Raw genomic sequence first — 22,656 nt, 5'->3', positions numbered from 1 at the left:
TGTAGTGTCCGCAGGACCCGAAAAGGTTCCCGATCCGGTTAGCACGAGCGTAGCCTTTCGAGATGACGGACCGCGGCGACTCCGACGAACCTCTGCAGCGACTGCCGGCTGGCCTTCCCCGCCGCTACGCGGAATACAAACCCGCACCGGCCGCGCCTGCCATTCCTCCCACGAACGTTGGTGGGTACGACGAACTCCTGGCCCACTTCCGTTCTCTCGGGAAGGAGCTTCCACGCTCCAAAGAGGGCCTCGCCGCGGTCGACCGCCTCATGGATGGCCGCACTGACCGGGCCACTCTGGCCAAGCTGGTCCGCGCCATTGGCATGTTCTACGGTGACCTTCTCACCCACACCGTTCCGGGCGCGCATTGGGAAGTGGTGGTGGAAGGCGACCCGTGCGTCCGCGTCACCCGGAACACCACCGTTTCAGTGGTGTCCGTCGCCAACAGACGCCTAACCACGGGGATACCGACTCTCCAGCAGAACTATGCGCATGTGTTGGACATCGTGGCAGCAGAGGAGTGATGACCATGCGAACCAGGACACGGAGCGGCTGGGTGGACGTGCCCCATGCCAGAATCTACTGGGAAGCGACCGGAGAACCTGAAGGCACCCCGGTCCTTTACCTGCATGGCGGACCCGGTGGTTCCCTTGGACTAGGGGGTTACCGTAAACGGCATGACCCGACTCGCTTCCGGATCATCGGCCTGGACCAACGCGGATGCGGCAAGAGCACTCCGATTGTCCAGGACGATCTGGATCACCTGTCCGAGAACACTACTCAGGCCTTGATCGGCGACATTGAGGCGGTGCGCGAGCACTTGGAGATTGAGAAGTGGATCGTCACAGGCGTTTCCTGGGGCAGCACGCTCGCGCTGGCCTATGCCCTCCAGCACCCGGATCGGGTCCTCGGTGTCGCCCTGGCCGCGGTGACAACGACAAGCCGCGACGAGATCGAATGGATCACCGAAGATGTTGGACGGATATTCCCCGAAGCCTGGAAGGACTTCTCGGATGCAGCCAAGGCAAAGCCGGGTGAACGCCTAGTCGAGGCTTACGCACGCCGGCTGGCCGGGAAGGACCGCGACGACGCTCGCAGTGCCGCTTTGTCCTGGGACCGCTGGGAGTCCACGCACATTTCCCTGGACCCCAACTGGCGCCCTGGTGTGCTATTCGAAGACGAGCGGGAGCGGATGACGTTCGCGCTCCTGGTGACGCACTACTGGGCCCATGACGGATTCCTGGCTAACGGTCAGGAAATCGTTCCTCGTGTACACCAGCTCAACGGTATTCCCGGGTACCTCATCCATGGTCGCCGCGACATTAGTGGTCCCGCGGTCACCGCATGGCAGCTGCAACAGCGATGGCAATCAAGCCGGCTTGTGATCATCGAAGACGAGGGACACGGTGGCCCCGCATCCATGGCCGCACTGTCGAAGGCAGTGGAAGAGATTGCCGCCAGGGGTTGAAGTGCAGGGCACCTGATACCGGCGCTGCCCTTTCCATTACTTACCTGAAGGTGCCTATTGCACTTCAAAGTGCATCATCCGGCGTCGGAATTGTTCCCGCTGGGGGGCAGTTGCCCATAACGGAAGCCGCACGAACAAGGCTCCGGTCAACAAGGTAATCAAGGAGAATCTCATGTCCATTGTCATTGCAGGAGCCACCGGCCAGCTGGGGCGCCTCGTCGTCAAGGAATTGCTGGGCCGCGGCGTACCGGCCGAGCACATCGTGGCCGCAGGGCGGTCCGCTGAGCAGCTGGCTGAACTGGCGGCTCACGGCGTCACAACCGCGACGGTGGATTACGACGATCAGGCCACCGTTGACGCCGCCCTCAACGAAGGCGACACCCTCCTCCTCATCTCCGGCAGCGACATCCAGAAACGGTCAACCCAGCACGAAACCGTCATCGGCGCAGCTGTCCGGGCCAGGGTTGACCACATTCTGTACACCAGCGTCCTGGCCGCTGACACCACCGAGCTCGTCCTGGCCCCTGACCACGCGAGGGCCGAAGAGACCATCCGCGCCAGCGGCCTTCCCTTCACCTTCCTGCGCAACGGCTGGTACACGGAGAACTACGCCGCAGCCCTGCTCACTGCCCGCGAGACCGGCACGCTGCTGGCCAGCGCGGGTGAGGGACGCGTGGCCAGCGCCACCCGGGCGGACTACGCCGCAGCCATCGCCGCCGTCCTGGCCACAACCGGCCATGAAGGCCAGGTGTACGAACTGTCCGGCGACTACGCCTGGACCTTCGGGGAACTGGCATCGGCGTTCTCCACGGTGCTGGAGCGCAACGTCAGCTACCGGCCCGTGAGCTCAGCAGAGCACGTCAGCGCCCTGGAGGCCGCCGGACTTGACCCTGCAACGGCCGGATTCCTCGCAGCACTGGACGGCAACATCCGGGACGGTGCACTGGCCCAGACCACCGGCGACCTCGCGCGGCTGGCCGGGCGGCCCACCACTCCCCTTGTTGAGGCTCTGCGCCCGCTTGCGGGCTGAGCCCGAAGTCGAGCACGCAGGCGGATAATGGCATTCACAGCCAGCTGTTAGCGCGGTCAGGAGGGGCCTGGAATGTACCCGGTTGCACGCATCACGGTGGAAGCTCCGGTGGTCAGTGTCGGTTCCGGCCCCTCCGACTACGAAGAACTCGGCCGCTACGTCCGCGCCCTGCGCCGGCCGCGGGGACTTCATATGACCCTGCTGCACCTCGGCGTGCTCGACGACTTCTGCCAGGACGTCTCGGAGTGGACCAGGGGTTACACGAGCGCTTCGGCCGCCGCCCGCAGCACGGTTGCCTGGCTGCACGGACTGCCGGTCCTGGAAGCCTTTTCGAGCAGCACCGAACGGCTGATCGTGCTGGGCGGCGGCAGCGTGTCATGTCTTGAAATCGACGTCCCGGAGCGGGTCCACGACTACCAGGTTTCACTTGTCCAGGCCCTCCATGACCTGCTGGACGGGCTGCTGGTGGACAACGTCGATGACTTCATCCTCAGCTCCCGCGCCCTCGGCTTCAGGTCCCCGCACTGGACACCGCACGTTGCCGTCGGCACCCCGAGGGCGCGGAGCGGCAAATCGTGGGAAGTCGAGCCGCTGGTGCTGCAGTTCGGCGAGTCACGGATCAGGAACCGCCAGCTGCTCCCCGTCCTGGGGCAGTAGCTCCGGCGGTTCGCACGGAGTATTCAAGCTCAACCAGCCCGGCGTCGTACGTCGTTGCGCTCAGCAGGCGCAGGAGGGCGGGATCCTGGCCGGCAGGGAACAAGCCCCGCCCGGCGCCGATCGCGACGGGCATGACCACGAGCCGCACCCCGTCAACTTCCCCGGCCTTGAAAAAAGCTTCACCTAGCGTCAGGCTGCCCCAGAGCACGACGCTGCCCACGGTTTCGCTTTTGATGCGCCGGATTGCCTCAACGGCATCACCGGATTCGACGGTGGCTTCGGGGAGGCCGCCCCACGGCGCACTTTTCAGCGTTCGGGAAAACACAAAGCGGCGCAACGCGTTGAGTGCTGGCGCGATAACCTCACCGTCGGACGCCGGAGTGGGCCAGAATTCAGCGAACATCCGGTAGGTCGCGGCCCCGAGGACCATCGCGTCGACGGTATCGAGCCATGCCACCTGGCTGCGGTCGAATTCGGCCGTGCCACCTTCGAGCATCTCGTAGGCCGTAAATTCGTTATTCGCGTCGGCAGCGAACCCGTCCGCGGTAACGAATTCCTGGACAATCAGCTGCCCCATGATCGACACCTCGCTTCCGTGGTCCGATGGACTTTACGCCGGGCCGGGCCGAGCTTCAATCGCTAGAACGCGGGAACAGTAAACCCGAGGCCCAGCAGCCCGCGGCCAGCCTGCTCAAGAATCGGGTCCAGGGTCAGCGTCGGATGGTTGAGCAGTACGTCGACGTCCCGCTGGATCCGCTGCAGCGGATTCGAAAGTCGGTGCGCGCTTCCGCCCGATCCCGCCATGATGACGCGGACTGCTTCGGCCGACGCCTCGCCGCTGAGGCCCAGCGACAGGCGGTAGGCGGCCCGCTCGTGGTCCGTCATGGTCATGGGCCGTCGCTGATAGGAAGCAGTGACCACCCGGATGGCTTCCTCCCATTGCAGGCGGGCCGTGGCAACGAGCCCGTAGGCGTGTGAGAACCGCGCCTGCGCGAGGGGGGAATCGGCCTGACGATCCTCCAGCGTGTTCTTGACCTTGCGCACCAGGACCCGCTCACGGAACATCTCGACGGCGTGTTCCGCAGCTCCCAGGGCGGCGGCGGGCGCCACCAGGTTCAGAAGTGTGGCCATAGGGGTATGGATGATCGGGTCCGGGTGAATCCGGCTGCCCGGATTGTCCGCTGCGCCCAGGAGGGCCCAGTCAAGCGCCCGGTGGTCCGGTACGAAAAGCTCGTCTGCCAGGACGTCGTTGCTGCCGGTGCCCCGCAACCCCGCCGTGTGCCACACGTCCAGAAGTTCGACGTCGGACATCGGAACGAGGCATTGCAGCCGGACGTCCCCGTGCTGCACGGCAAGGAGGGCCCACTCCGAGTGCATGACTCCCGAGGCGAAGGTCCAGCGGCCTGAGATGGCGTACCCGCCGGGAACCCTGGTGGCTGCCCCCACCGGGGCGCCGGTGGCGGCAGCCAGGGGCGCCGCCCCGTTGGCGAAGACCTCGTCCTGAACCTTGCGGGGCCAGCGGGCGAGCATCCAGACGTGCTCAATCAGGTGTCCTACCGTCCACGCCGTGGAAGGGCATCCCCGCGCGAGCCTGCGCACCACTTCAACGTATGTTTCAACCCCCATGCCATAGCCCCCGACAGCTTTGGGCGAGAGGACACGGAAGACGCCGGCCTCCCTCAAATCCTCCATCGTGGATTCCGGAATCCGTCGGATTCGCTCGGTTTTCTCAGCGCGCTCCCGCAGGCGTGGAATCAGCGCATCAACACGGGCCAGCATCTCGTCATGGCTTGGGACTGCCGGCTGCGGGAGGACGAGGGTGTGTGCGGTGTGGTCCCGTTTGGCGGCCAGATATGCGTGATTGGCCGGCGACAGGTGGACCCCGGTGGGAACCTGCTCCGTAACGCTGATTCCGAGGGCGGTGAGCTGTGCGGCCTTGTCCGGGTTGTTGGTGAGCAGGCGGACGGTCGTGGCGCCGAGGGCACCCAGCATCTGGGCGGCAGCGGTGTAATCGCGCTCGTCCTCGCCGTGTCCCAGCGCCACGTTGGCTTCGTACGTGTCCAGGCCGGTGTCCTGCAGGGCGTAGGCGTCGAGCTTGGAGTACAGGCCGATCCCGCGCCCTTCCTGGCGGAGGTACAGGAGGAACCCTCCGGTGGCACTGATCTTTTCCACCGCCTCCCGCAATTGCGGACCGCAGTCACAGCGCTGGCTGCCGAACACGTCGCCGGTCAGGCATTCGCTGTGCAGGCGGACCAGCGGCCCTGCCATATCCAGCCCTGCCGGGTCCAGCGGTGCCGGGTCCAGCCCTGCCGGGTCCAACAGCGCCTGCTCCCACGCGCCCAGGGCCAGGAGCAGGTGCTCCTTGCCGTCGGCCAGCCCGTGGAACGTCAGCACCTCGGCCGTGGCCGTGTAGCCATCGGGAAAGCGCAAAGGGACTGTGACCCGGCTGCGCAGGGCGGCTGCGGATGGTGCCGTGGCCGCCGGCATGCGGGTCTCGGACACAACGGTCATCTGGTGCCTCAGCATTCGGTAAGGGTGCAAATTACTTGAAGGTTGAAGTTAACCGTACAGGCGGTTACTTGAACCTGCAAGTATGTTGCACCCTTATCTAAGCCGGCTTTAGACGCCCGCCACGGGGCCGACTTAGGAGTTCTTCAGCAGCGCCACATCGGACACGAGGTCGATATGCTCCAGCATGGCGGCAGCAGCGCCCGCGGAGTCCCGGGCCCTGATGGCGTCGGCAATCTTGCGGTGCGACGCAAGGGACTGCTCCGGACGGCCCGGCTGGCCGAGCGACTCAAGCCGCGTTTCGAGCACCATTCCGGCAATGAAGGTCATCAGCTGCGCCAGCACCGCGGAATGCGCGGCGGCGGTCACGGCCTGGTGGAATAGCTCGTCGCCGCGGGCGCCCCGGCCGCCCGAGCCAACCTCCTCCGCCATGACGTCGAGCGCCTTGTCGATGGTTTTCATATCGTCGTCGCTGCGCCTGGCCGCTGCCAGCTCGGCCAGCTTGACCTCGAGCGTGCTTCGCGCCTCCACGATCTCGGGCAGCCGGTTCCGATGTTCGCGCAGCCCCTTGATCACGGACGGGACGTTGGGGCGGTAGACCAGCACCGCCCCCGTGCCGTGCTGGACGTCAATGACCCCCAGCACCTCAAGGGCCACCAGGGCCTGCGCCAGCGTTGCGCGCGACACCCCCAGCCGCTCGGCCAGTTCGCGCTCCGCCGGAAGGGTATCGCCCGGGCCCAGCTGGGCGGCCTCGATGAACTCCATGAGTTGCTCCACGAGCTGCTCATAGAGCCTGGGCCGCGAAACGCGGGAGATCTGCTGCGCTGCCGCCTGCTTTGCCATTTGCATCCTTTCGGCATGGTCCTCAAACCCAAGAGTACCGGAGAACTATTGACAGAGACACCTAGTGTCTAGGAGGCTAGGCCACTAAGCCAATTAAATCCCCAACGATCGATCCGGAGGAACAACGATGTCCGCTCCTGTCCTGTCCATCATCATCCTGGCGGTGATGTTCCTGCTGGCCACTGTGCTCCCGCTCAACATGGGTGCCCTGGCCTTTGTGGGGGCATTCCTGCTGGGCTCGGTTGTCCTGGGGATGTCCACGAACGACATCCTCGCCAACTTTCCCGGCGGCCTTTTCCTGACCATCGTCGGCGTCACCTACCTGTTCGCCATCGCGCAGAACAACGGCACCATCGACCTCATGGTCCGGGGCGCCGTGCGGCTGGTGGGCAGCAAAGTGGCCCTGATCCCGTGGATCATGTTCGCCATCACCGCCGTCATCACTGCTGTCGGCGCACTCTCGCCGGCCGCCGTCGCCATCATTGCCCCAATCGCGCTCAGCTTCGCGGCCAGGCACAAAATCAACCCGCTGATGATGGGCATGATGGTGATCCACGGGGCGCAGGCCGGCGGCTTCTCCCCCATCGCCGTCTACGGCGTCACTGTCAACGGCATCATTGCCAAGACGGAACTGGAAGCCAGCCCCATGGCAATCTTCCTGGCGAGCTTCGTCTTCAACCTGGCCATTGCACTGGTGCTGTTCATCGTTCTCGGCGGAAACAAGGCCGGCTCCTCCGCAGGAGGCCGGTTCGTGGAGCAGGCCGCCGAAAAGCGCATGGCCATGAGCGTGGGAGCCCGGACCGCCGGCGTCACCCTGCAGGGCTCGGGCACCGACATTTCCTCCGCCCGCGTCTCCTCCAAGGGCACATCAGGCAGCTCCGCGGAAAGCACCACCAACGGTTCAGCCGGGGCCTGCGAAGAGCCGGCAAGCACCCCCCGCGCCTCCGTTCCCCAGCTGGTCACCATTCTTGGCCTGATCGCCCTGGCCGTGATTTCGCTGGGATTCAAGGTTGACGTCGGCTTCGTCTCCATCTCCATCGCCATGGTCCTGGCCCTGGTCTCCCCCGCCGCCCAGAAGGGCGCCGTCAACAAGATCAGCTGGTCCACTGTCCTGCTCCTCTGCGGCATGCTCACCTTCGTGGGCGTCCTCGAGGAAGCCGGCACCATCAAGTTCGTCTCCGACGGCGTGGCGCAGCTGGGCATGCCGCTGCTCGCGGCCCTGCTGATCTGCTACATCGGCGCCGTGGTCTCGGCCTTCGCCTCCTCCACCGCCATCCTGGCGGCGCTCATCCCCCTGGCGGTGCCGTTCCTGGCCTCCGGGGAGATCGGCGCCGTCGGGGTCATCGCCGCCCTCGCCGTGGCCTCCACGATCGTTGACGTCTCCCCGTTTTCGACCAACGGCGCTCTGGTGCTGGCCAACGCGCCCGAAGACGTGGACAAGGAGAAGTTCTACAAGCAGATCCTGGCCTACAGCGGCATCGTCGTCGTGGCCGGACCCGCCGTCGCGTGGCTGGTGATGGTGGTTCCGGGGTGGCTGTAGTCCGCCGGACATCCAGCAGGCGTCAACCCAGAAATCGATGAGCAACAGAAGGAATCCCATGCAGAGCACTGAATCCACGCTCCGGACCGACGGGCCCCTCTCGGGCATCCTGGTGGTGGACCTGAGCCGCGCCCTGGCCGGCCCGCACGCGGGCATGATGCTGGCCGACCTCGGCGCCCGGGTCATCAAGGTGGAAAACCCCGGCACCGGAGACGACACCCGCGGCTGGGGTCCCCCGTTCGTCGGCCCAGAAGACGACCCGCAGGCCACGTACTTCCTCTCCTGCAACCGCAACAAGGAATCCATCGCCTTGGACCTGAAGAACGACGACGGGCGGACAGTGCTGCGCGAACTGCTGGAACGCGCCGACGTCGTCATCGAGAACTTCCGTCCCGGCGTGCTGGACCGGCTGGGCTTCTCCGCCGCGGAAATGCACGCGCTGAACCCGGCACTGGTGATCCTGTCCATCACCGGCTTCGGTCACGACGGGCCGGAATCGCGGCGCAGCGGCTACGACCAGATCCTGCAGGGCGAGGCCGGACTGATGTCCCTCACCGGTTCCGGACCGGACGACCCCCAGCGGGTGGGCGTTCCGATCGCCGACCTCCTGTCCGGCATGTACGGCGCGTTCGGCACCCTCGCGGCGCTGCTGCAGCGCGAACGGACCGGGCAAGGGCAGATTGTGCGTACCTCACTGCTGGCCGCCCTCATCGGGGTGCACGCTTTCCAGGGCACCAGGGCAACAGTGGCCGGCGAAGTTCCGAAGGCCCAGGGCAACCACCACCCCTCCATCGCCCCCTACGGCCTGTTCCACTGCCGGCAGGGACGGGTCCAGATCAGTGTCGGCAGCGAGAAGCTTTGGAACACTTTCGCTTCGACCTTCGGTATCGACGCCTCCCGGCCCGAGTTCGCCAGCAACGCGGAGCGGGTGCGCAACCGCGAGAAGGTCATCGAGGAAGTGGAGAACGCGTTCTCCGATTATGGAGCCGAGGAGCTGCTCACCAAGCTCAACGACGCCGGCATTCCGGCAGGCAAAGTCCGCACCCTGGACGAGGTCTACGCCTGGGACCAGGTCCATTCGCAGGGCCTGGTGATCGACGTCGAGCACAAGCTCCTGGGCACCGTGAGCCTGCCCGGTCCGCCGCTGCGGTTCTTCACCGCCGCCGACACCAACGAAACGACCCTCACCACGCACACGGCCCCGCCCCTTCTGGACCAGGACGGCGATCAGATCCGGCAGTGGCTGGGACTGGCCGCTACCGGGACAGCCGGCACGGAACCGGGCAGCGCGCCCGCCCGGACGGAGAAGGAAAGCCGATGACCATGCTGACAGAACAACCGGCCAAACACCTGGACGCCGCCGGACTCATCAGCGCTGTGCTCGATCCGGGGTCCTACCGGAGCTGGGACGAGCCGGTGGTTGACCCCGCTCCCGGCCCCGAGTACCGGCAGGAACTGGCTGCCGCCCGCGCCAAAACCGGCGTGGACGAATCCGTCCTCACCGGCGAAGGCCGCATCCGGGGCCGGCGGGTAGCTGTCATCGTCAGCGAGTTCCGCTTCCTGGCCGGATCCATCGGGCTCGCAGCCGCGGAACGCATCGTCACCGCCGTCGAACGGGCAACACGCGAGGGACTGCCGCTTCTGGCCGGCCCGGCGTCCGGCGGCACCCGCATGCAGGAAGGCACCGTCGCTTTCCTGTCCATGGTGAAAATCAGCGCGGCCGTCCGCGCCCACCGCCAGGCCGGGCTGCCCTACCTCGTCTACCTGCGGCATCCCACCACGGGAGGGGTCATGGCGTCCTGGGGATCGCTCGGCCACATCACCGTGGCCGAGCCCGGCGCCCTGCTCGGCTTCCTCGGACCGCGGGTCTATGAGGCCCTCCACGGCACGCCGTTTCCGGAGAACGTCCAGGTGGCTGAGAACCTGTTCGACAAGGGCCTGATCGATGCGGTGGTCCCGCCCTGGCAACTGTCCGACGTCGTGGACCGCGCCTTGAGCATCCTGGTCCCGGGCGCGCACCCGCGGCCCGCGCCGCCGCGCACGCTGGCCGTCAAGCCGTCCGACGCCGGTGCCTGGGAATCGATCGAAATCTCGCGGAACGCGCGCCGACCGGACCTCCGCCAGCTGCTGGCCTACGGCGCCCGGGATGTGCTGCCCCTCAACGGCACCGGGCAGGGGGAAAAGGACCCCGGCCTGCAGCTTGCCCTGGCGTGCTTCGGCCAGGAATCCTGCGTGGTCATCGGCCACACCCGGCCCCGGCCGTCGCGGCAGACGGCGATGGGACCGGCGTCGCTCCGGGAAGCGCGCCGCGGCATGCGCCTGGCTGAGGAGCTGGGGCTGCCGCTGCTGACGGTCATTGACACGGGCGGCGCAGCGCTGTCGAAGGAGGCCGAGGAAGGCGGGCTGGCCGGAGAGATTGCCCGGTCACTGCACGACATGATCGGGCTCAACTCCCCCACCGTTTCAGTCCTGCTCGGCCAAGGGGCCGGAGGAGGGGCGTTGGCACTTCTGCCCGCAGACCGGACCATCGCCGCCCAGCACGCGTGGCTGTCGCCGCTGCCGCCCGAAGGCGCCAGCGCCATCGTCCACCGGAACACCGGCTTCGCCCCGGCCATGTCCGCGGCGCAGGGCGTCAACGTTGCGGCCCTCTACAGGAACGGCCTGGTGGAACACATCGTGGACGAACGGGGCGACGCCGAACACCACCCTGCCGAACACAACCGTGCGGAACACGGGGACGCCTCGCTTGAGCCAAGAGCATTCTGCCAGCGCATGGGACAGGCTATCGAGTACGAGCTCGCCACCTTGTCGGCCGCCGGTCCCGGCGAACTGCTGCCGCTGCGGCTGGCCAAGTACCGGAACCTGGGAAGCGTCATCGCCGGCTGATTACCGCCTCGGCGCCATCAGGGAGGACCGGTGGAAATCCGTGTGCCACACCTCGACCTCCCGTCCGTCTCCGTCGGTGACAACGTATTCGGGCCAGCGGTCGAAGGCGGAGCAGGGATGGGAGATGCCGAAGTCCACCAGGTCGGTGACGTCCAGGCCGGTCACGCCGGTGAGGACTGAGTGGTGGTCATAGAGGTTGCGCACCACAGCCGTTGCCCCGCCCTTCGGGGCACCGTCAGCGGTGTGGACCGCCAGGACCACCGGCAGCCCTGCGTCGTAAGGCAGGTCCCGCTTGCCGGCGCCGACGACGGCGATCCCGTCTTCGGGGGTGGACAGCACCGCGGCGCGGACGGTCAAGGCCGGCAACAGGCCCGGCACCGGGCTGACACCGGCGTAGGTGCCGTGATCGTGGGTGACGTAGCAGCCGGACCGGAGGAGCCTCCGCGTTCCCGGCACCTGGCCGGGTTCCGGCAGGAACTCAACCACACGGTCCGGAAAAGCCGATCCGCCCATGGAGTAGACGGGGGCTGCCGTTTCGAAGTACGGGGCCACGTCCAGAAACACCTGCCGCACCAGCCGGCAGTGCCGGTCAACGGCCGAGACGGTGTCCTCCGCACGACTGTTGGGCACCACCCCCTCGTAGCCGGCAACTCCAACGAGCCTGAGTCCCGGCGCGGCGCGGACCAGCCCGGCGAGGTGGACAGCCTCCCCGAGGCTGCGGACCCCCGTGCGTCCGCCGGGCGTCCCGACGTCGAGCATCACCTCCAGGGGGACGTTCCCTGCAGCGGTGAACACCTGCGCCGCGGCATTGATGCCCGCCTCGGAGTCCACGAAGCAGCGGATTTCCCGCCCGGGGTCCTCCTCCAGCCAGGCCCGTATGCGGCTGAGGCCGTCCCGGTCGACCACCTCGTTGGCGATGAGGACATAATGGTGCCCCCAGGCCAGCACTGCAGCGACCTGGTCCACGGTGGCAACCGTGACGGCGACTGCCCCGGCCGCCACCTGGCGGCTGATGATCGGCGCGGACATGGTGGTCTTCACGTGCGGGGCAAGGTCCACCTGCCGCTCCCGGCACCAGGAAGCCATGACACGGATATTGTTTTCGAGGGCAACGGCATTGAGCCTGAGCTGCGGATACGGCATGGTCGATTGTCACGGGCGTAGGCTGTCAGGACCAAATTCGCGAAAGGGCCGGAGTGGACACACGAAAGCTGAAGTACTTCCTGGCCGTCGTTGACCATGACGGTTTCAACCGCGCGGCAGAGCACCTCCTGATCGCCCAGCCCTCACTGTCCCAGACAATCGCCGGCCTGGAAAAGGACCTCGGCGTGCCGCTCTTCCACCGGATCGGCCGCCGGGCGGTGCTCAGCGAGGCCGGCAAGGAACTCGTAGGGCCGGCACGCCTGGTGATGCGGGACCTCGACGCTGCGCAGTCCGCGGTGCAAGCGTTGCGGGGCGTGCGCAGCGGCCGGCTGGACATCATCACCATGCCATCCCCCGGCATCGAACCGCTGACCTCGATGATCGCCGGCTTTACCCGGCTGCACCCCTCGGTCCGGCTCAACGTCAGCGCCGCCTTCACACCCGAGGAAGTCATTGAATCGGTCCGAACCGGCAGCACCGAAATTGGACTGGCCGGTTCCTCAACGCCCATCCGGGTCCCGGGGGTGCAGGTCCTGGAGCTCGAACGCCAGCCCCTGATCCTGATCGTGAACCCGCAGGCCGATACGTTCAACCCGGGAACGGCGATCCAGCGGGAGGACCTCGGCGGGCACCGCCTGATAGCCAGCCAGCGCGGATCGCTGATGCGCTGGCTCGTGGACGACGCGCTGGCGCACGGCGTCAACGTGGAGATCGTCGTCGAGGTGGCGCACCGGACCTCGATCCTGCCGCTGGTACTTGCCGGTGTGGGCCATGCGGTGATGCCTTCGTCCTGGGCTCCGACGGCCCACAAGGCCGGGCTGCGGACACTTCTCATCGAACCCGTGTCCCACCTCGATGTTGCCATCCTGAGCCGGAAGGAAGACCTGACACCGGCCGCCCGCGCCTTCCTGGAGGTCGCGGAACTGCACGCCGATCAATAGGCTCAGCCTATTTGCCGTATCGAATCTTGGTCTTGGACGCCGAATACACCCAAGCCTTCTACTTGAAGAGGAAGGCAGTGTGACGCTGCTAACAGACTCAACGAGGAGGTAGGCACATGAGCGCCACCCAGAAATTCAGCATCGCTTCAATCCCCGCAGACGGAGTCGGCAAGGAAGTTGTCTCCGCCGGCCGCCGCGTCCTGGACGCCCTGGCAGCCAACTCCAACGGCAGGTTCGCCTTCGAATGGACCGAGTTCCCCTGGGGCTGCGGCTACTACGAAAAGACCGGCCAGATGATGGACCCCAAAGGCCTGGAGGCCCTCAAGGACTTCGACGCCATCTACTTCGGCGCAGTGGGATGGGAGAACGTTCCGGACCACATCAGCCTCTGGGGCCTCCGCCTGAACATCACCCAGAACTTCGACCAGTGGGCCAACATCCGCCCCGTGAAGTTCCTTCCGGGCATCCAGTCCCCGCTCCGCAAGGCCGACAACACCGAACTCGACTGGGTCGTTGTCCGCGAAAACAGCGAAGGCGAGTACGCCGGCCTCGGCGGACGCAACCTCAGCGGCCGCGGCCCGGGCAACGAGGTGGCCCTGCAGACTGCCTTGTTCACCGAAAAGGGCTGCGAGCGCATCATGCGCTTCGCCTTCGACCTCGCCCGGACCCGCACGGTCAAGAAGGTCTCGTCCGTCACCAAGTCCAATGCACAGCAGTACGGCATGGTCCTCTGGGACGAAACCTTCCAGCGCGTAGCCCTGGACTACCCGGATGTGGCCACCGAAAGCGTCCTGGTCGATGCCATGAGCGCCAAGTTCATCCTCAAGCCGGAAGACCTCTCCGTTGTGGTCGCATCGAACCTGAACGCCGACATCCTCTCGGACCTGGGCTCGGCACTCGCGGGCAGCCTGGGACTGGCGGCCAGCGCAAACCTGAACCCGGAGCGCCGCTTCCCCTCCATGTTCGAACCGGTCCACGGTTCCGCACCGGACATCGCCGGCAAGGGCATCAGCAACCCGATCGGCGCAATCGCCAGCGCCGCCCTGATGCTGGACCACTTCGGCCTGCACGAGGAAGCCCGTCTGGTCGAAGCCGCCATTGAGCAGACCACGGCCGCCGGACACCTCACCCGCGACGTCGGCGGCGACGCCAACACCGACGACGTCACCGAGGCAATCATCGAAGCCCTCACCCACACCCTGGCTGCCGTCTAGCCAGGACTCGCGACCAGCCGGCCACGTCCCGGCGGTCAGGCACGGCCCGGAATGGACGGCGGTTCACCACACCGCCGCCGTCCATTCCGTCGTGCTCCCACACACAAGCACCCTCCAGCTACATTCCACAACGAGGTAGGAATCATGGAACACATCACCACCGCCGGCGCTGCGGCCCCATCCAAAAAGCAGTCAGCGCAGGAAAAGCCACAAAAAACCCGCTGGTACCGGCAACTGTACTTCTGGGTTCTGACAGCCATTCTCATCGGCATCCTCGTCGGCTGGCTCGCCCCCACGGTCGGCATCGCCATGGAACCCATCGGCACCACCTTCGTGAACTCGATGAAAATGCTCATCGGCCCGATCGTGTTCCTGACGATCGTCGGCGGCATCGCCAGCGTCGCCGACCTCAAGAAGGTCGGCATGACAGGGCTGAAGGCCCTCACCTACTTCCAGGTCGGCACCATCTTCGCCATGATCTTCGGCCTGGTCGCCATCAACATCTTCCGCCTCGGCGACGGCGTCAACGCGGACGCCAGCAGCATCAAGACCTCGGACTCCGCGGCCAAACTCATCGACGCCGGCGCCCACCAGGAATGGTGGCAGTTCCTTACGCACATCATCCCCAACAGCATCATCGGGCCCTTCGTTGAGGGCGACATCCTCCAGATCATCTTCATCGCCGTCGTCTTCGGCATCGCACTGAACGCCATGGGCAAGGTCGGGGCCCCCGTCCTGGACGGCGTGCAGCGCCTGACCTGGGTCATGTTCAAGATCCTGGGCTTCATCATGAAGGCCGCCCCGATCGGAACCTTCGGCGCGATGGCCTACGCCGTGGGCAAGTACGGAGTCTCGTCCCTGACCAGCATGGGCGGCCTGATCGCGCTCTTCTACGTCACGTCCATCCTCTTCGTGGTGGTCATCCTGGGATCAGTGATGGCCTTCCTGAAGCTGAACATCTTCACGATGATCCGCCACCTCAAAGAGGAATACATGCTCATCCTGGGCACCTCCACCGCAGAACCGGCCCTCCCCGGCCTGATGCGCAAGCTGGAGCATGCCGGCGTCAAGAAGGAAACGGTCGGACTCGTCGTCCCCACCGGCTACAGCTTCAACCTCGACGGCGCCGCGATCTACCTTTCCCTTGCCGCCCTCTACATCGCGCAGGCCACCAACACGGACCTGACCATCGGCCAGCAGCTCGGGCTCCTGGCGGTCATGCTGCTCACCTCCAAGGGCGCAGCGGGCGTGGCCGGCGGTGGCTTCATCGCACTGACCGCCACGCTCACCACGATCGGCACCATCCCGGCAGCCGGCATCATGCTCATCTTCGGCATCGACAAGTTCATGTCCGAATGCCGGGCTTTGGTGAACTTCACCGGCAACGCCGTCGCCACCCTCTTCATCGCCTGGTGGGACCACACCCTGGACGCGGACCGCGCCCGGCGGGTCTTCGCCGGCGAATCCGTCGAGCCCATGCCCGCCGAAGACCCCGTCCACCTCGACGAAGTCACCGACCTCGACGACGACCTCACCGAATATGGCCACCATGCACCGAAGCACACCACCGACGTGAATGCTGCCGACCGCCGCCCCGCCTACTCGGAATCCATCTGACATGACCAACGCAACCGCCCCGAAGACCGTGCGAACGCTCATCGCTCCCGACAAGTTCAAAGGCAGCCTTACTGCCGGCGAGGTGGCCGAGGCCCTGGCCTCCGGACTACGTGCCTCGGCCGGGGCGGGGGTCGGGACGGTCCATTGCGAACTGCTCCCGCTGGCCGACGGAGGTGACGGCAGCGTCGACGCCGCCGTCGCCTCCGGCTTCACCCGGCGCCACTATACGGTGGCGGGGCCGACCGGCCAGCATGTGCCGGCGAGCATAGCGTTCGACGGCGTCACCGCCGTCGTCGAGGTTGCCAACACCTGCGGCCTGGGGCTCCTGCCCGACGGAAAGCTGGAGCCGCTGGATGCCTCCAGCAGGGGCTTCGGCGAAGCAGTCCTGTTCGCCCTCAGCCTGAACCCGGACAGGATCGTGCTGGCCCTGGGCGGCAGCGCCAGCACCGACGGCGGCATGGGAATGCTCACCGCCCTCGGATACAGCTTCCGTGACGCGGAAGGCCGCCAGCTTTACGGCAGCGGCCGCGCGCTGGCCCGGATCCACTCCATCCGCCGGACTGCCCTCCCCGAACTGGCGGACACCGAGCTCATCGTCGCCAGCGATGTCCACAATCCATTGCTCGGCGCCCAGGGCGCACCGGCAGTGTTCGGCCCCCAGAAGGGTGCCGGACCTGACGACGTCGCTTTGCTCGACAAGGGCCTGGAGCACTTCGTCAGCAGGATGACCGCAGCCGGCTTCGAGGACGCTGCGTCCCGGGCAGAGCATGACGGGGCCGGAAGTGCCGGAGGAATCGGCTACGCCTGCCTCCTGCTGGGAGCAACGCAGGTATCCGGTGCGGACTACTTCCTGGACCTGCTGGACTTCAACTCCCGCAAGGAGCACTGCGACGTCGTCATCACGGGCGAGGGCAGCATCGACGAACAGACCCTGGCCGGGAAGCTGCCCGCCGCCGTCGCCCGCCGCTCAGGAACCCGGCCCATCATCGCGGTCGCCGGACGCTCCCTCCTCCCCCGGGAGCGGTGGCAGGAAATGGCCCTGGCCCGTGTCTACACGCTCGCCGAGTACACCGACCAGGACTCATCGAAGGACCCCGAGTTGTCGGCGGCGCTGCTCCGCCGGATCGGACAGGACATCGGCGCGACCCTCCGGTGACCCCACGCCGGCCCGTGCACCGGGCTACCGGCCGATCCCGGTGATGGCCACCATCACCGGGACGATGCCGATGATCAGGAGCGCACCGGCGATGTCGAAGACCAGCCCGGTGCGGATCATCCTGATGATCGGCACCGCGCCGGAACCGTACACGATCGCGTTTTGCGGTGTTGAGACAGGCAGCATAAACCCGAAGGAGGCGGCGAAGGTGGCGGCCAGGGCGGGCACGAACAAATCCAGCCCCATGGCGGTGCACAGCGGAATGACGATGGGCACCACCACCGCCGCGGATGCTGTGTTGCTGGTCGTCTCCGAAATGAGGACGGCCAGAATGGCGGAGAAAGCGGTAACCGCGACCACGTTAGTGACGTTCAGGTTCCGGGAGGCTGCGGTGCCGATGGTCTCGGCCAGCCCGGTGGCGGCGAGGAGCGAGCCGAAGATGATGCCGGTGCCGAAAAGGATGATGGTGCCCCAGTCGATCCGGGCGGCGTCCGACCAGTTGAGCGTGGCGCGGCGTTCCTTCCAGTTTGTGGGCAGGATGAAGAGCAGGGACGCCCCCAAAACGGCCACGATGCCCTCGTCCAGCCGGTCGTCCAGCAGAACGTAGACATCAGAGTCCGTCCCTGTGACAAGCCCGGCCGCGGCCGGCAGCAGCCAGAGCGTGACGGTGAGGCCGAAGGCGATCAGGGTGTTCACTTCAGCCCTGGACATCCTGCCGTGGGCGGTCCGCTGTTCGCGGATGTACTCCTCGACGCCCTCGATCCGGCGGACCTCCGGTTTGTTGAGCAGGAACATGACCAGGGCCAGGACCGCGAACATGGCCAGGCAGAGCGGGGCCGCGGCAGCTGTCCACTGGGCGAAGGAGATGCGTTCCCCGGTGGCCTCCTCGATGAGTCCCCGCCCGATGAGGTTGGGCGGTGAACCGACCGGCGTGAGCAGGCCCCCGACGCTGGCGCCGTAGGCCAGCATCAGCATCAATGCCGCACCGACCCGCAGGCGCAGCGGGTCAAAGTCGGCCCTGACGATGCCGCGGTCCTGCATTAGCTGGCCGATGACCGCGAGGATGCCCAGGGCCGTGGGCATGAGCATGGCCACGGTTGCCGTGTTGGACACGAACGCGGACAGCAGGCAGGTGATGACGCCGAAGGCGATGATCACGCGGTAGGTGGACGTGGCCACGCCGGGGAGGGAGAGCACGGCGAACGCAAGCCGTTGGGCGATGCCGTGTTTGAGCATCGCCTGGGCGAGGATGAACGCGCCGATGAAGGTGAAGATCGTCGTCGACCCGAACGGAGCCAGGACGTCAGCGGCCGGAGCGACGCCGAGTATCACCACGGCGGCCACTCCCAGCAGGCCTCCGACGGGGATGGGGACGGGCTCACAGATCCAGAGGACAATAACGCCCAGCAGAACCGCGGCCAGGAGCTGCTGTGTCCGGTCCATCGTCATCGGGAGGAGCGCGAAGGTGACCGCGGCAGCCGGCGCGAGGAAGAATCCCAGGGTTTGCCGTGCCCGCTCAAATTTCTCTTCCTTGGGAGAAAGTTTCTGCTCGCTCAGGCTTCGGAACGTCTTTCCGCCGAGCAGGGCGGCGCGGACGTCGGTTCGTTCCGTCATCAGCGGTGCAGGGCAGTCAGCAGCCGGACAGGGCTTCCCCGGAGCCAGGCCGTGACGTCTTCGAACGCGCCGCCGTAGAACTCCCGGTAGCTTTGCTCCGTGACGTAGCCCAGATGTGGCGTCAGGACAGTCCGTGGTGCGGACAGGAGCCGGCGGCCCGCGGGCAGTGGCTCGAGGTCGTAGACATCAAGCGCTGCCCCGCCGAGCCAGCCTTCGTGCAGCCCCCGGATGAGGGCGTCTTCGTCGACCAGGGGCCCGCGCGAGGTGTTGACCAGTACGCCCCGGGCTCCCAGGAGACGGAGTTCCTGTTCGCCGACGACGCCCCGCGAGCGTTCCGAAAGCCGCACATGCACCGACACCACATCCGACTCCCGGAAGAGTGTGTCCTTGCTGACCCTCCTGACGCCCACCTCGCCGGCCGCCTCGGCCGTGAGGTTGGGGCTCCAGGCGATGACGTCCATGCCGAACGCCTGTCCGTAGGCGGCGACGCGGCGCCCGATCTTGCCCAGGCCCAGGACACCCAGGGTCTTTCCTGCAAGCTCAAATCCCACGGTGGACTGCCAGTGCCCGTCCCGGAGGCGCCGGTCCTCAAACGGTATGCTCCGGGCAAGCGCGAGCAACAGGGCCCACGTCAGTTCCGGGGCTGCGGTTGGAGAACCGCCGGTCCCGCAGACGGCTATGCCCAGCTCCTCCGCCGCGGGAATGTCGATGGACTGATTGGCCATCCCGGTGGTCACCAGCAGTTTGAGTCCGGGTAGTTGCGCCAGCCGCTCGCGGCCGAACCAGGTCCGTTCCCGCATGGCGATGATGATGTCGAAGCCGCGCAGGCTGGCGACGACGTCGGCATCGTCCTTCAGGGGCCGGTCGAAGAAGGTGACGCTGACGCCGTCGGCGGCAAGCTGCTCCCAGGACGCGTAATCCCGGGCGACAGACTGGTAATCGTCCAGGATGGCGAGGCGCATGGAGGAATCCTTCGGCATAGGCAGCGTGCGGTCAATGCTGTCAGGCTACCGTTTCTGATCATCCCGCTGGCGGTTTAGCTGCCGAGGGTTCACTGGTGCTGCTGTTGGTGGTGCTCCAGCTAGCGAGAAAATCCAGTTGGTCCTGGGCGTGGCTGCCGGCCTCGGCGGTGTAGGCGATCAGTGTCAGTCCTTCGCCGGGGAGCTCGAGGGCGTCGCCGGTGAGTTCGATGTCGCCGACCAGAGGGTTGTGCATGGTTTTGCGGGCCGTGCGGTGGAAGCGGACGTTGTGCCGAGCCCATCGCGTGGAGAACTCGGTGCTGCCGGCGGCGAGGTCGCCGATGAGGTGGTTAAGTGCCCGGTCACGCGGGCTCCGGCCGGATTCGGCGCGCATGGCCGCGGCGAAGTCGTCGGCGAGGGTTTCCCAGTCAACGAAGAAATCGCGGGAACGCGGGTCCAGGAACATGAACCGCGCCAGGTTCAGCGGCAGTGTGGCGGGGCTGAGGATGTCCGTGTAGAGGGCGTAGCAGAGGTTGTTGGCGGCCACGACGTCCATGCGGGAATTTCGGACATAGGCAGGCGTTCCGGTCATCCCGGCCAGGAGCCGTTCGATGCTGGGGCGCAGTTCAGTCCGTGCCCGCCGGACACCGGATGACGGGGCCGGAGCGGCGGCTTTGGCGAGGTCGAACAGGTGGGCGCGCTCCGCCTCGTCGAGCTGCAGGGCGCGGGCGAGGGAGTCGAGAACGGACTCGGACACTCCGCGCAGGTTTCCGCGTTCGAGGCGGGCGTAGTACTCGGTACTCACTCCGGCGAGCATGGCCACTTCCTCGCGCTTGAGTCCGGCTACCCTCCGGGTTCCTCCGTAGGCGGGCAGCCCTGCCTGGGCAGGGGTGATGTGCGACCGCCGGCTCCTGAGGAACTCGCGGACGTCTTTCGTAGTGTCCATGCCTCTACGCTACGGCGGGAAGGGCCGCCCTAACAGGAACTGCCAGTACACCGCACAGCAGAGACTCCCACGCGGGCAACGGGACTGGTTTTCTTGAATCAGCAGCTTCACGCCTATCCAAGGAGCACACCGTGCATCTCGCAGTTCCCGGTCCCACGTCCAAGGGGCCCGCCGATAAATTCATCGGCGACGTGTACCTCAACGCGCTGCACGCCGGCGAACAGCCCTCCCGCCTGAGATCGGCCATGGTGCGGTTTTCTCCCGGAGCCCGCACACACTGGCACTCGCACCCCGTCGGCCAGACCCTGCACTGCACAGACGGCATGGGACTGGTGGCGAACCGAGACGGTGAGGTCATCCTCCTGCGTGCCGGAGACACGGTGCACACCCCGGCCGGGGAGGAACACTGGCACGGCGCAACGCAGGACAGCCTGATGTGCCACCTGGCCCTGGTGGAGCACGAATCCGGTCAAACCGCGACGTGGCTGGAACCCGTCACGGAGCTCGAATACCAGGCCGCCCACTCCAAACACACCCGCTAACTCCACCGAACAACGCTAAGGAATCTCAGTGAAAAGTGTCACCCTCAACAACGGCGTCGAAATGCCGATCCTGGGCTTTGGTGTCTTCCAAATCCCCGAAGAGGAAACCCAGACCGCGGTCGAAGCGGCCTTGGCCGCCGGATACCGGCATCTGGACACCGCCGCGTCCTACGGTAACGAAGCAGCCGTCGGCGCGGCCATCAAAGCCAGCGGCATCGCCCGCGAGGACCTGTTCGTCACGACGAAACTCTGGATCCAGCACGCACCCGCGGGCAGCGTCTATGACGACAGCCGGCGCTCCTTCCATAACTCGCTTCAACGGCTGGGCCTGGATTACGTGGACCTCTACCTGATCCACCAGCCCTTTGGGGACTACTACAGCGAATGGCGCGCCATGCAGGACCTGAACAAGGAAGGCCGGGCCCGTGCCATTGGTGTCTCGAATTTCCACCCTGACCGGCTGGTGGACCTGATCGACCACAACGAGATCGTTCCGGCAGTGAACCAGATCGAGACCCACCCCTTCCACCAGCGGGCCGCCGATCAGGAGCTGATGCGCGGGCGCGGGGTCCAGATCGAGTCCTGGGGGCCGTTCGCCGAAGGCAAGAACAACCTCTTTTCCGATCCTGTCCTCAGCGCTATCGCTGCTGCCCACGGCAAGTCGGTCGCGCAGGTGGTGCTGCGCTGGATGATCCAACGCGACGTCGTCGTGATCCCCAAATCCGTCCGGCCGGAGCGCATGGCCCAGAACCTCGACGTCTTCGGGTTCACCCTGACCGAGGAGCAGATGAACCAGATCACCGCCCTGGACACCGGTGCCAGCCTCTTCTTCGACCACCGCGACCCCGCCATGGTCAGTTGGCTGGGCGGGCGCCGGTACAGCTAACGCAGGACACCCATGAGCACCCCTCTGTTGAACATCAGCCGGCGGTCCGCCCTTCGCGGGGCGGCCGCCGGCCTGACCGGAGCCCTGCTGACCGCCGGAACAGCAGGCTGCACTCCAGGAAGAGACACCACAGTGGCCTCCACGCCATCGCAGGCGCCAGCCGGTCCCCCACAGAGCAGCCGGCGCATACTGTTGGCCTACTTCTCCCGGGCAGGCGAAAACTACTACTACGGAGGCCGTACAAACCTCGACGTCGGCAACACCGAAGTGCTCGCTGGCATGATCAGCGCGCTGGTTCCCTGCGACATGCACCGCATCGAGGCGGCAGAGCCCTACCCGGACGGGTACGACGCCACCGCGGCCCGGAACGTCCGCGAACAAAATGGGGACGCCCGTCCCGCGATCGCCAACCCCCTGCCTGCCATCGACCAGTACGGCTCGGTCATCCTGGCCAGCGGGATCTGGAACGTCAGGGCACCGATGATCATGGCCACGTTCACCGAAAGCTACGACTTCACCGGCAAGACTGTTTTTCCCGTCACCACCCATGCCATGAGCGGACTCGGCACGGCGCCCCGTGACTACAGGGAGTCCTGCCCGGGTGCAACGATTGCCGAAGGCCTCGCGGTGAAAGGCGAGGAAGTGCGCGGCGCAGCAACAGACATCAAGGCCTGGCTGCAGGCGACGGGCCTCCTTACCTGAACAA

The 22,656-nt window shown here is 66.4% G+C and carries 21 protein-coding genes; 14 read left to right on the top strand and 7 right to left on the bottom strand.

The genetic code is table 11. From position 1 onward, the window contains the following. Positions 1-62 precede the first annotated feature (62 nt). The 4 genes from PV761_RS10650 to PV761_RS10635 all read left to right on the top strand — a co-directional run bounded on the left by PV761_RS10650 (position 63) and on the right by PV761_RS10635 (position 3,155). Positions 63-524 (top strand): DUF6278 family protein, encoded by a 462-nt coding sequence (locus tag PV761_RS10650; protein WP_347896547.1) that lies wholly within the window; start codon positions 63-65, stop codon positions 522-524. Further along, complete coding sequence (locus PV761_RS10645) at positions 524-1,468, top strand: alpha/beta fold hydrolase (protein ID WP_347896545.1); 945 nt, start codon at positions 524-526, stop codon at positions 1,466-1,468. Before PV761_RS10650 ends, PV761_RS10645 begins: the two co-directional genes overlap by 1 nt. Positions 1,469-1,640: 172 nt before the next feature. Further along, positions 1,641-2,498, top strand: a complete 858-nt coding sequence (locus tag PV761_RS10640) for an SDR family oxidoreductase (RefSeq protein WP_347896543.1) — start codon at positions 1,641-1,643, stop codon at positions 2,496-2,498. Between the two features lie 72 nt (positions 2,499-2,570). Next, on the top strand, positions 2,571-3,155 hold the full coding sequence (locus PV761_RS10635) for a hypothetical protein (protein WP_028269359.1): 585 nt from the start codon (positions 2,571-2,573) through the stop codon (positions 3,153-3,155). On the opposite strand, the gene PV761_RS10630 is transcribed toward PV761_RS10635, so the two are convergent. From PV761_RS10630 to PV761_RS10620, 3 genes are all read right to left on the bottom strand, one after another. Continuing rightward, positions 3,118-3,732 carry a dihydrofolate reductase family protein gene (locus tag PV761_RS10630; RefSeq protein ID WP_347896540.1) on the bottom strand — a complete coding sequence of 205 codons (615 nt, stop codon included), beginning with the start codon at positions 3,730-3,732 and terminating at the stop codon, positions 3,118-3,120. The two genes, PV761_RS10635 and PV761_RS10630, sit on opposite strands and share 38 nt — an antisense overlap. 62 nt (positions 3,733-3,794) lie before the next feature. Continuing rightward, the gene (ribA, locus tag PV761_RS10625) at positions 3,795-5,681 is read right to left on the bottom strand and encodes a GTP cyclohydrolase II RibA (protein WP_347896538.1); all 1,887 of its coding nucleotides are present in this window, start codon (positions 5,679-5,681) and stop codon (positions 3,795-3,797) included. 117 nt (positions 5,682-5,798) lie between these two features. Then, positions 5,799-6,506, bottom strand: a complete 708-nt coding sequence (locus PV761_RS10620) for a FadR/GntR family transcriptional regulator (protein ID WP_347896536.1) — start codon at positions 6,504-6,506, stop codon at positions 5,799-5,801. Positions 6,507-6,633: 127 nt separating this feature from the next. Between PV761_RS10620 and PV761_RS10615 the strand changes: the two genes are divergently transcribed. The 3 genes from PV761_RS10615 to PV761_RS10605 are packed head-to-tail and all read left to right on the top strand — an operon-like array spanning position 6,634 to position 10,932. Continuing rightward, complete coding sequence (locus PV761_RS10615; protein WP_347896534.1) at positions 6,634-8,046, top strand: SLC13 family permease; 1,413 nt, start codon at positions 6,634-6,636, stop codon at positions 8,044-8,046. A gap of 58 nt (positions 8,047-8,104) precedes the next feature. Beyond that, positions 8,105-9,367: a CoA transferase gene (locus PV761_RS10610; RefSeq protein WP_347896532.1), complete on the top strand. Its 1,263-nt coding sequence runs from the start codon at positions 8,105-8,107 to the stop codon at positions 9,365-9,367. A 2-nt stretch (positions 9,368-9,369) separates the two neighbouring features. Beyond that, entirely contained in the window at positions 9,370-10,932 is a 1,563-nt protein-coding gene (locus PV761_RS10605) for a carboxyl transferase domain-containing protein (RefSeq protein WP_347896614.1), read from the top strand. On the opposite strand, the gene PV761_RS10600 is transcribed toward PV761_RS10605, so the two are convergent. Further along, a complete protein-coding gene (locus PV761_RS10600) occupies positions 10,933-12,075 on the bottom strand; it encodes a hypothetical protein (RefSeq protein WP_347896530.1) in 1,143 nt (380 codons plus the stop codon). A gap of 53 nt (positions 12,076-12,128) precedes the next feature. Between PV761_RS10600 and PV761_RS10595 the strand changes: the two genes are divergently transcribed. The 4 genes from PV761_RS10595 (at position 12,129) to PV761_RS10580 (ending at position 17,003) form a co-directional block, all read left to right on the top strand. Then, entirely contained in the window at positions 12,129-13,016 is an 888-nt protein-coding gene (locus PV761_RS10595; RefSeq protein WP_028269365.1) for a LysR family transcriptional regulator, read from the top strand. 116 nt (positions 13,017-13,132) lie between these two features. Beyond that, positions 13,133-14,230, top strand: coding sequence for a tartrate dehydrogenase (locus tag PV761_RS10590; protein ID WP_347896528.1), 1,098 nt, complete (start codon positions 13,133-13,135; stop codon positions 14,228-14,230). Positions 14,231-14,374: 144 nt separating this feature from the next. After that, positions 14,375-15,847: a C4-dicarboxylate transporter DctA gene (gene dctA / locus PV761_RS10585; RefSeq protein WP_347896527.1), complete on the top strand. Its 1,473-nt coding sequence runs from the start codon at positions 14,375-14,377 to the stop codon at positions 15,845-15,847. 1 nt (position 15,848) lies between these two features. Further along, positions 15,849-17,003: a glycerate kinase gene (locus tag PV761_RS10580; protein WP_347896526.1), complete on the top strand. Its 1,155-nt coding sequence runs from the start codon at positions 15,849-15,851 to the stop codon at positions 17,001-17,003. Between the two features lie 24 nt (positions 17,004-17,027). On the opposite strand, the gene PV761_RS10575 is transcribed toward PV761_RS10580, so the two are convergent. Genes PV761_RS10575 through PV761_RS10565 form a run of 3 tightly spaced genes read right to left on the bottom strand, consistent with a single transcriptional unit; the run spans position 17,028 to position 20,522 of the window. After that, complete coding sequence (locus PV761_RS10575; protein ID WP_347896525.1) at positions 17,028-18,617, bottom strand: DASS family sodium-coupled anion symporter; 1,590 nt, start codon at positions 18,615-18,617, stop codon at positions 17,028-17,030. After that, on the bottom strand, positions 18,617-19,579 hold the full coding sequence (locus PV761_RS10570) for a D-2-hydroxyacid dehydrogenase family protein (RefSeq protein WP_347896523.1): 963 nt from the start codon (positions 19,577-19,579) through the stop codon (positions 18,617-18,619). Before PV761_RS10570 ends, PV761_RS10575 begins: the two co-directional genes overlap by 1 nt. A 58-nt stretch (positions 19,580-19,637) precedes the next feature. Further along, the gene (locus tag PV761_RS10565; protein ID WP_347896521.1) at positions 19,638-20,522 is read right to left on the bottom strand and encodes a helix-turn-helix transcriptional regulator; all 885 of its coding nucleotides are present in this window, start codon (positions 20,520-20,522) and stop codon (positions 19,638-19,640) included. A gap of 131 nt (positions 20,523-20,653) precedes the next feature. Here PV761_RS10565 and PV761_RS10560 point away from each other — a divergent pair, with 131 nt between their 5' ends. The 3 genes from PV761_RS10560 to PV761_RS10550 are packed head-to-tail and all read left to right on the top strand — an operon-like array spanning position 20,654 to position 22,652. Then, positions 20,654-21,064 (top strand): cupin domain-containing protein, encoded by a 411-nt coding sequence (locus tag PV761_RS10560; RefSeq protein WP_347896519.1) that lies wholly within the window; start codon positions 20,654-20,656, stop codon positions 21,062-21,064. 28 nt (positions 21,065-21,092) lie between these two features. Then, a complete protein-coding gene (locus tag PV761_RS10555) occupies positions 21,093-21,950 on the top strand; it encodes an aldo/keto reductase (protein ID WP_347896517.1) in 858 nt (285 codons plus the stop codon). A 12-nt stretch (positions 21,951-21,962) separates the two neighbouring features. Further along, entirely contained in the window at positions 21,963-22,652 is a 690-nt protein-coding gene (locus PV761_RS10550) for a flavodoxin (protein ID WP_347896515.1), read from the top strand. The last annotated feature ends 4 nt before the right edge of the window (positions 22,653-22,656 follow it).

It is taken from the genome of Arthrobacter sp. CC3 (assembly GCF_039907775.1).
Taxonomy (GTDB): Bacteria; Actinomycetota; Actinomycetes; order Actinomycetales; family Micrococcaceae; genus Arthrobacter.
This window is presented reverse-complemented; position numbering and strand designations above follow the sequence as displayed.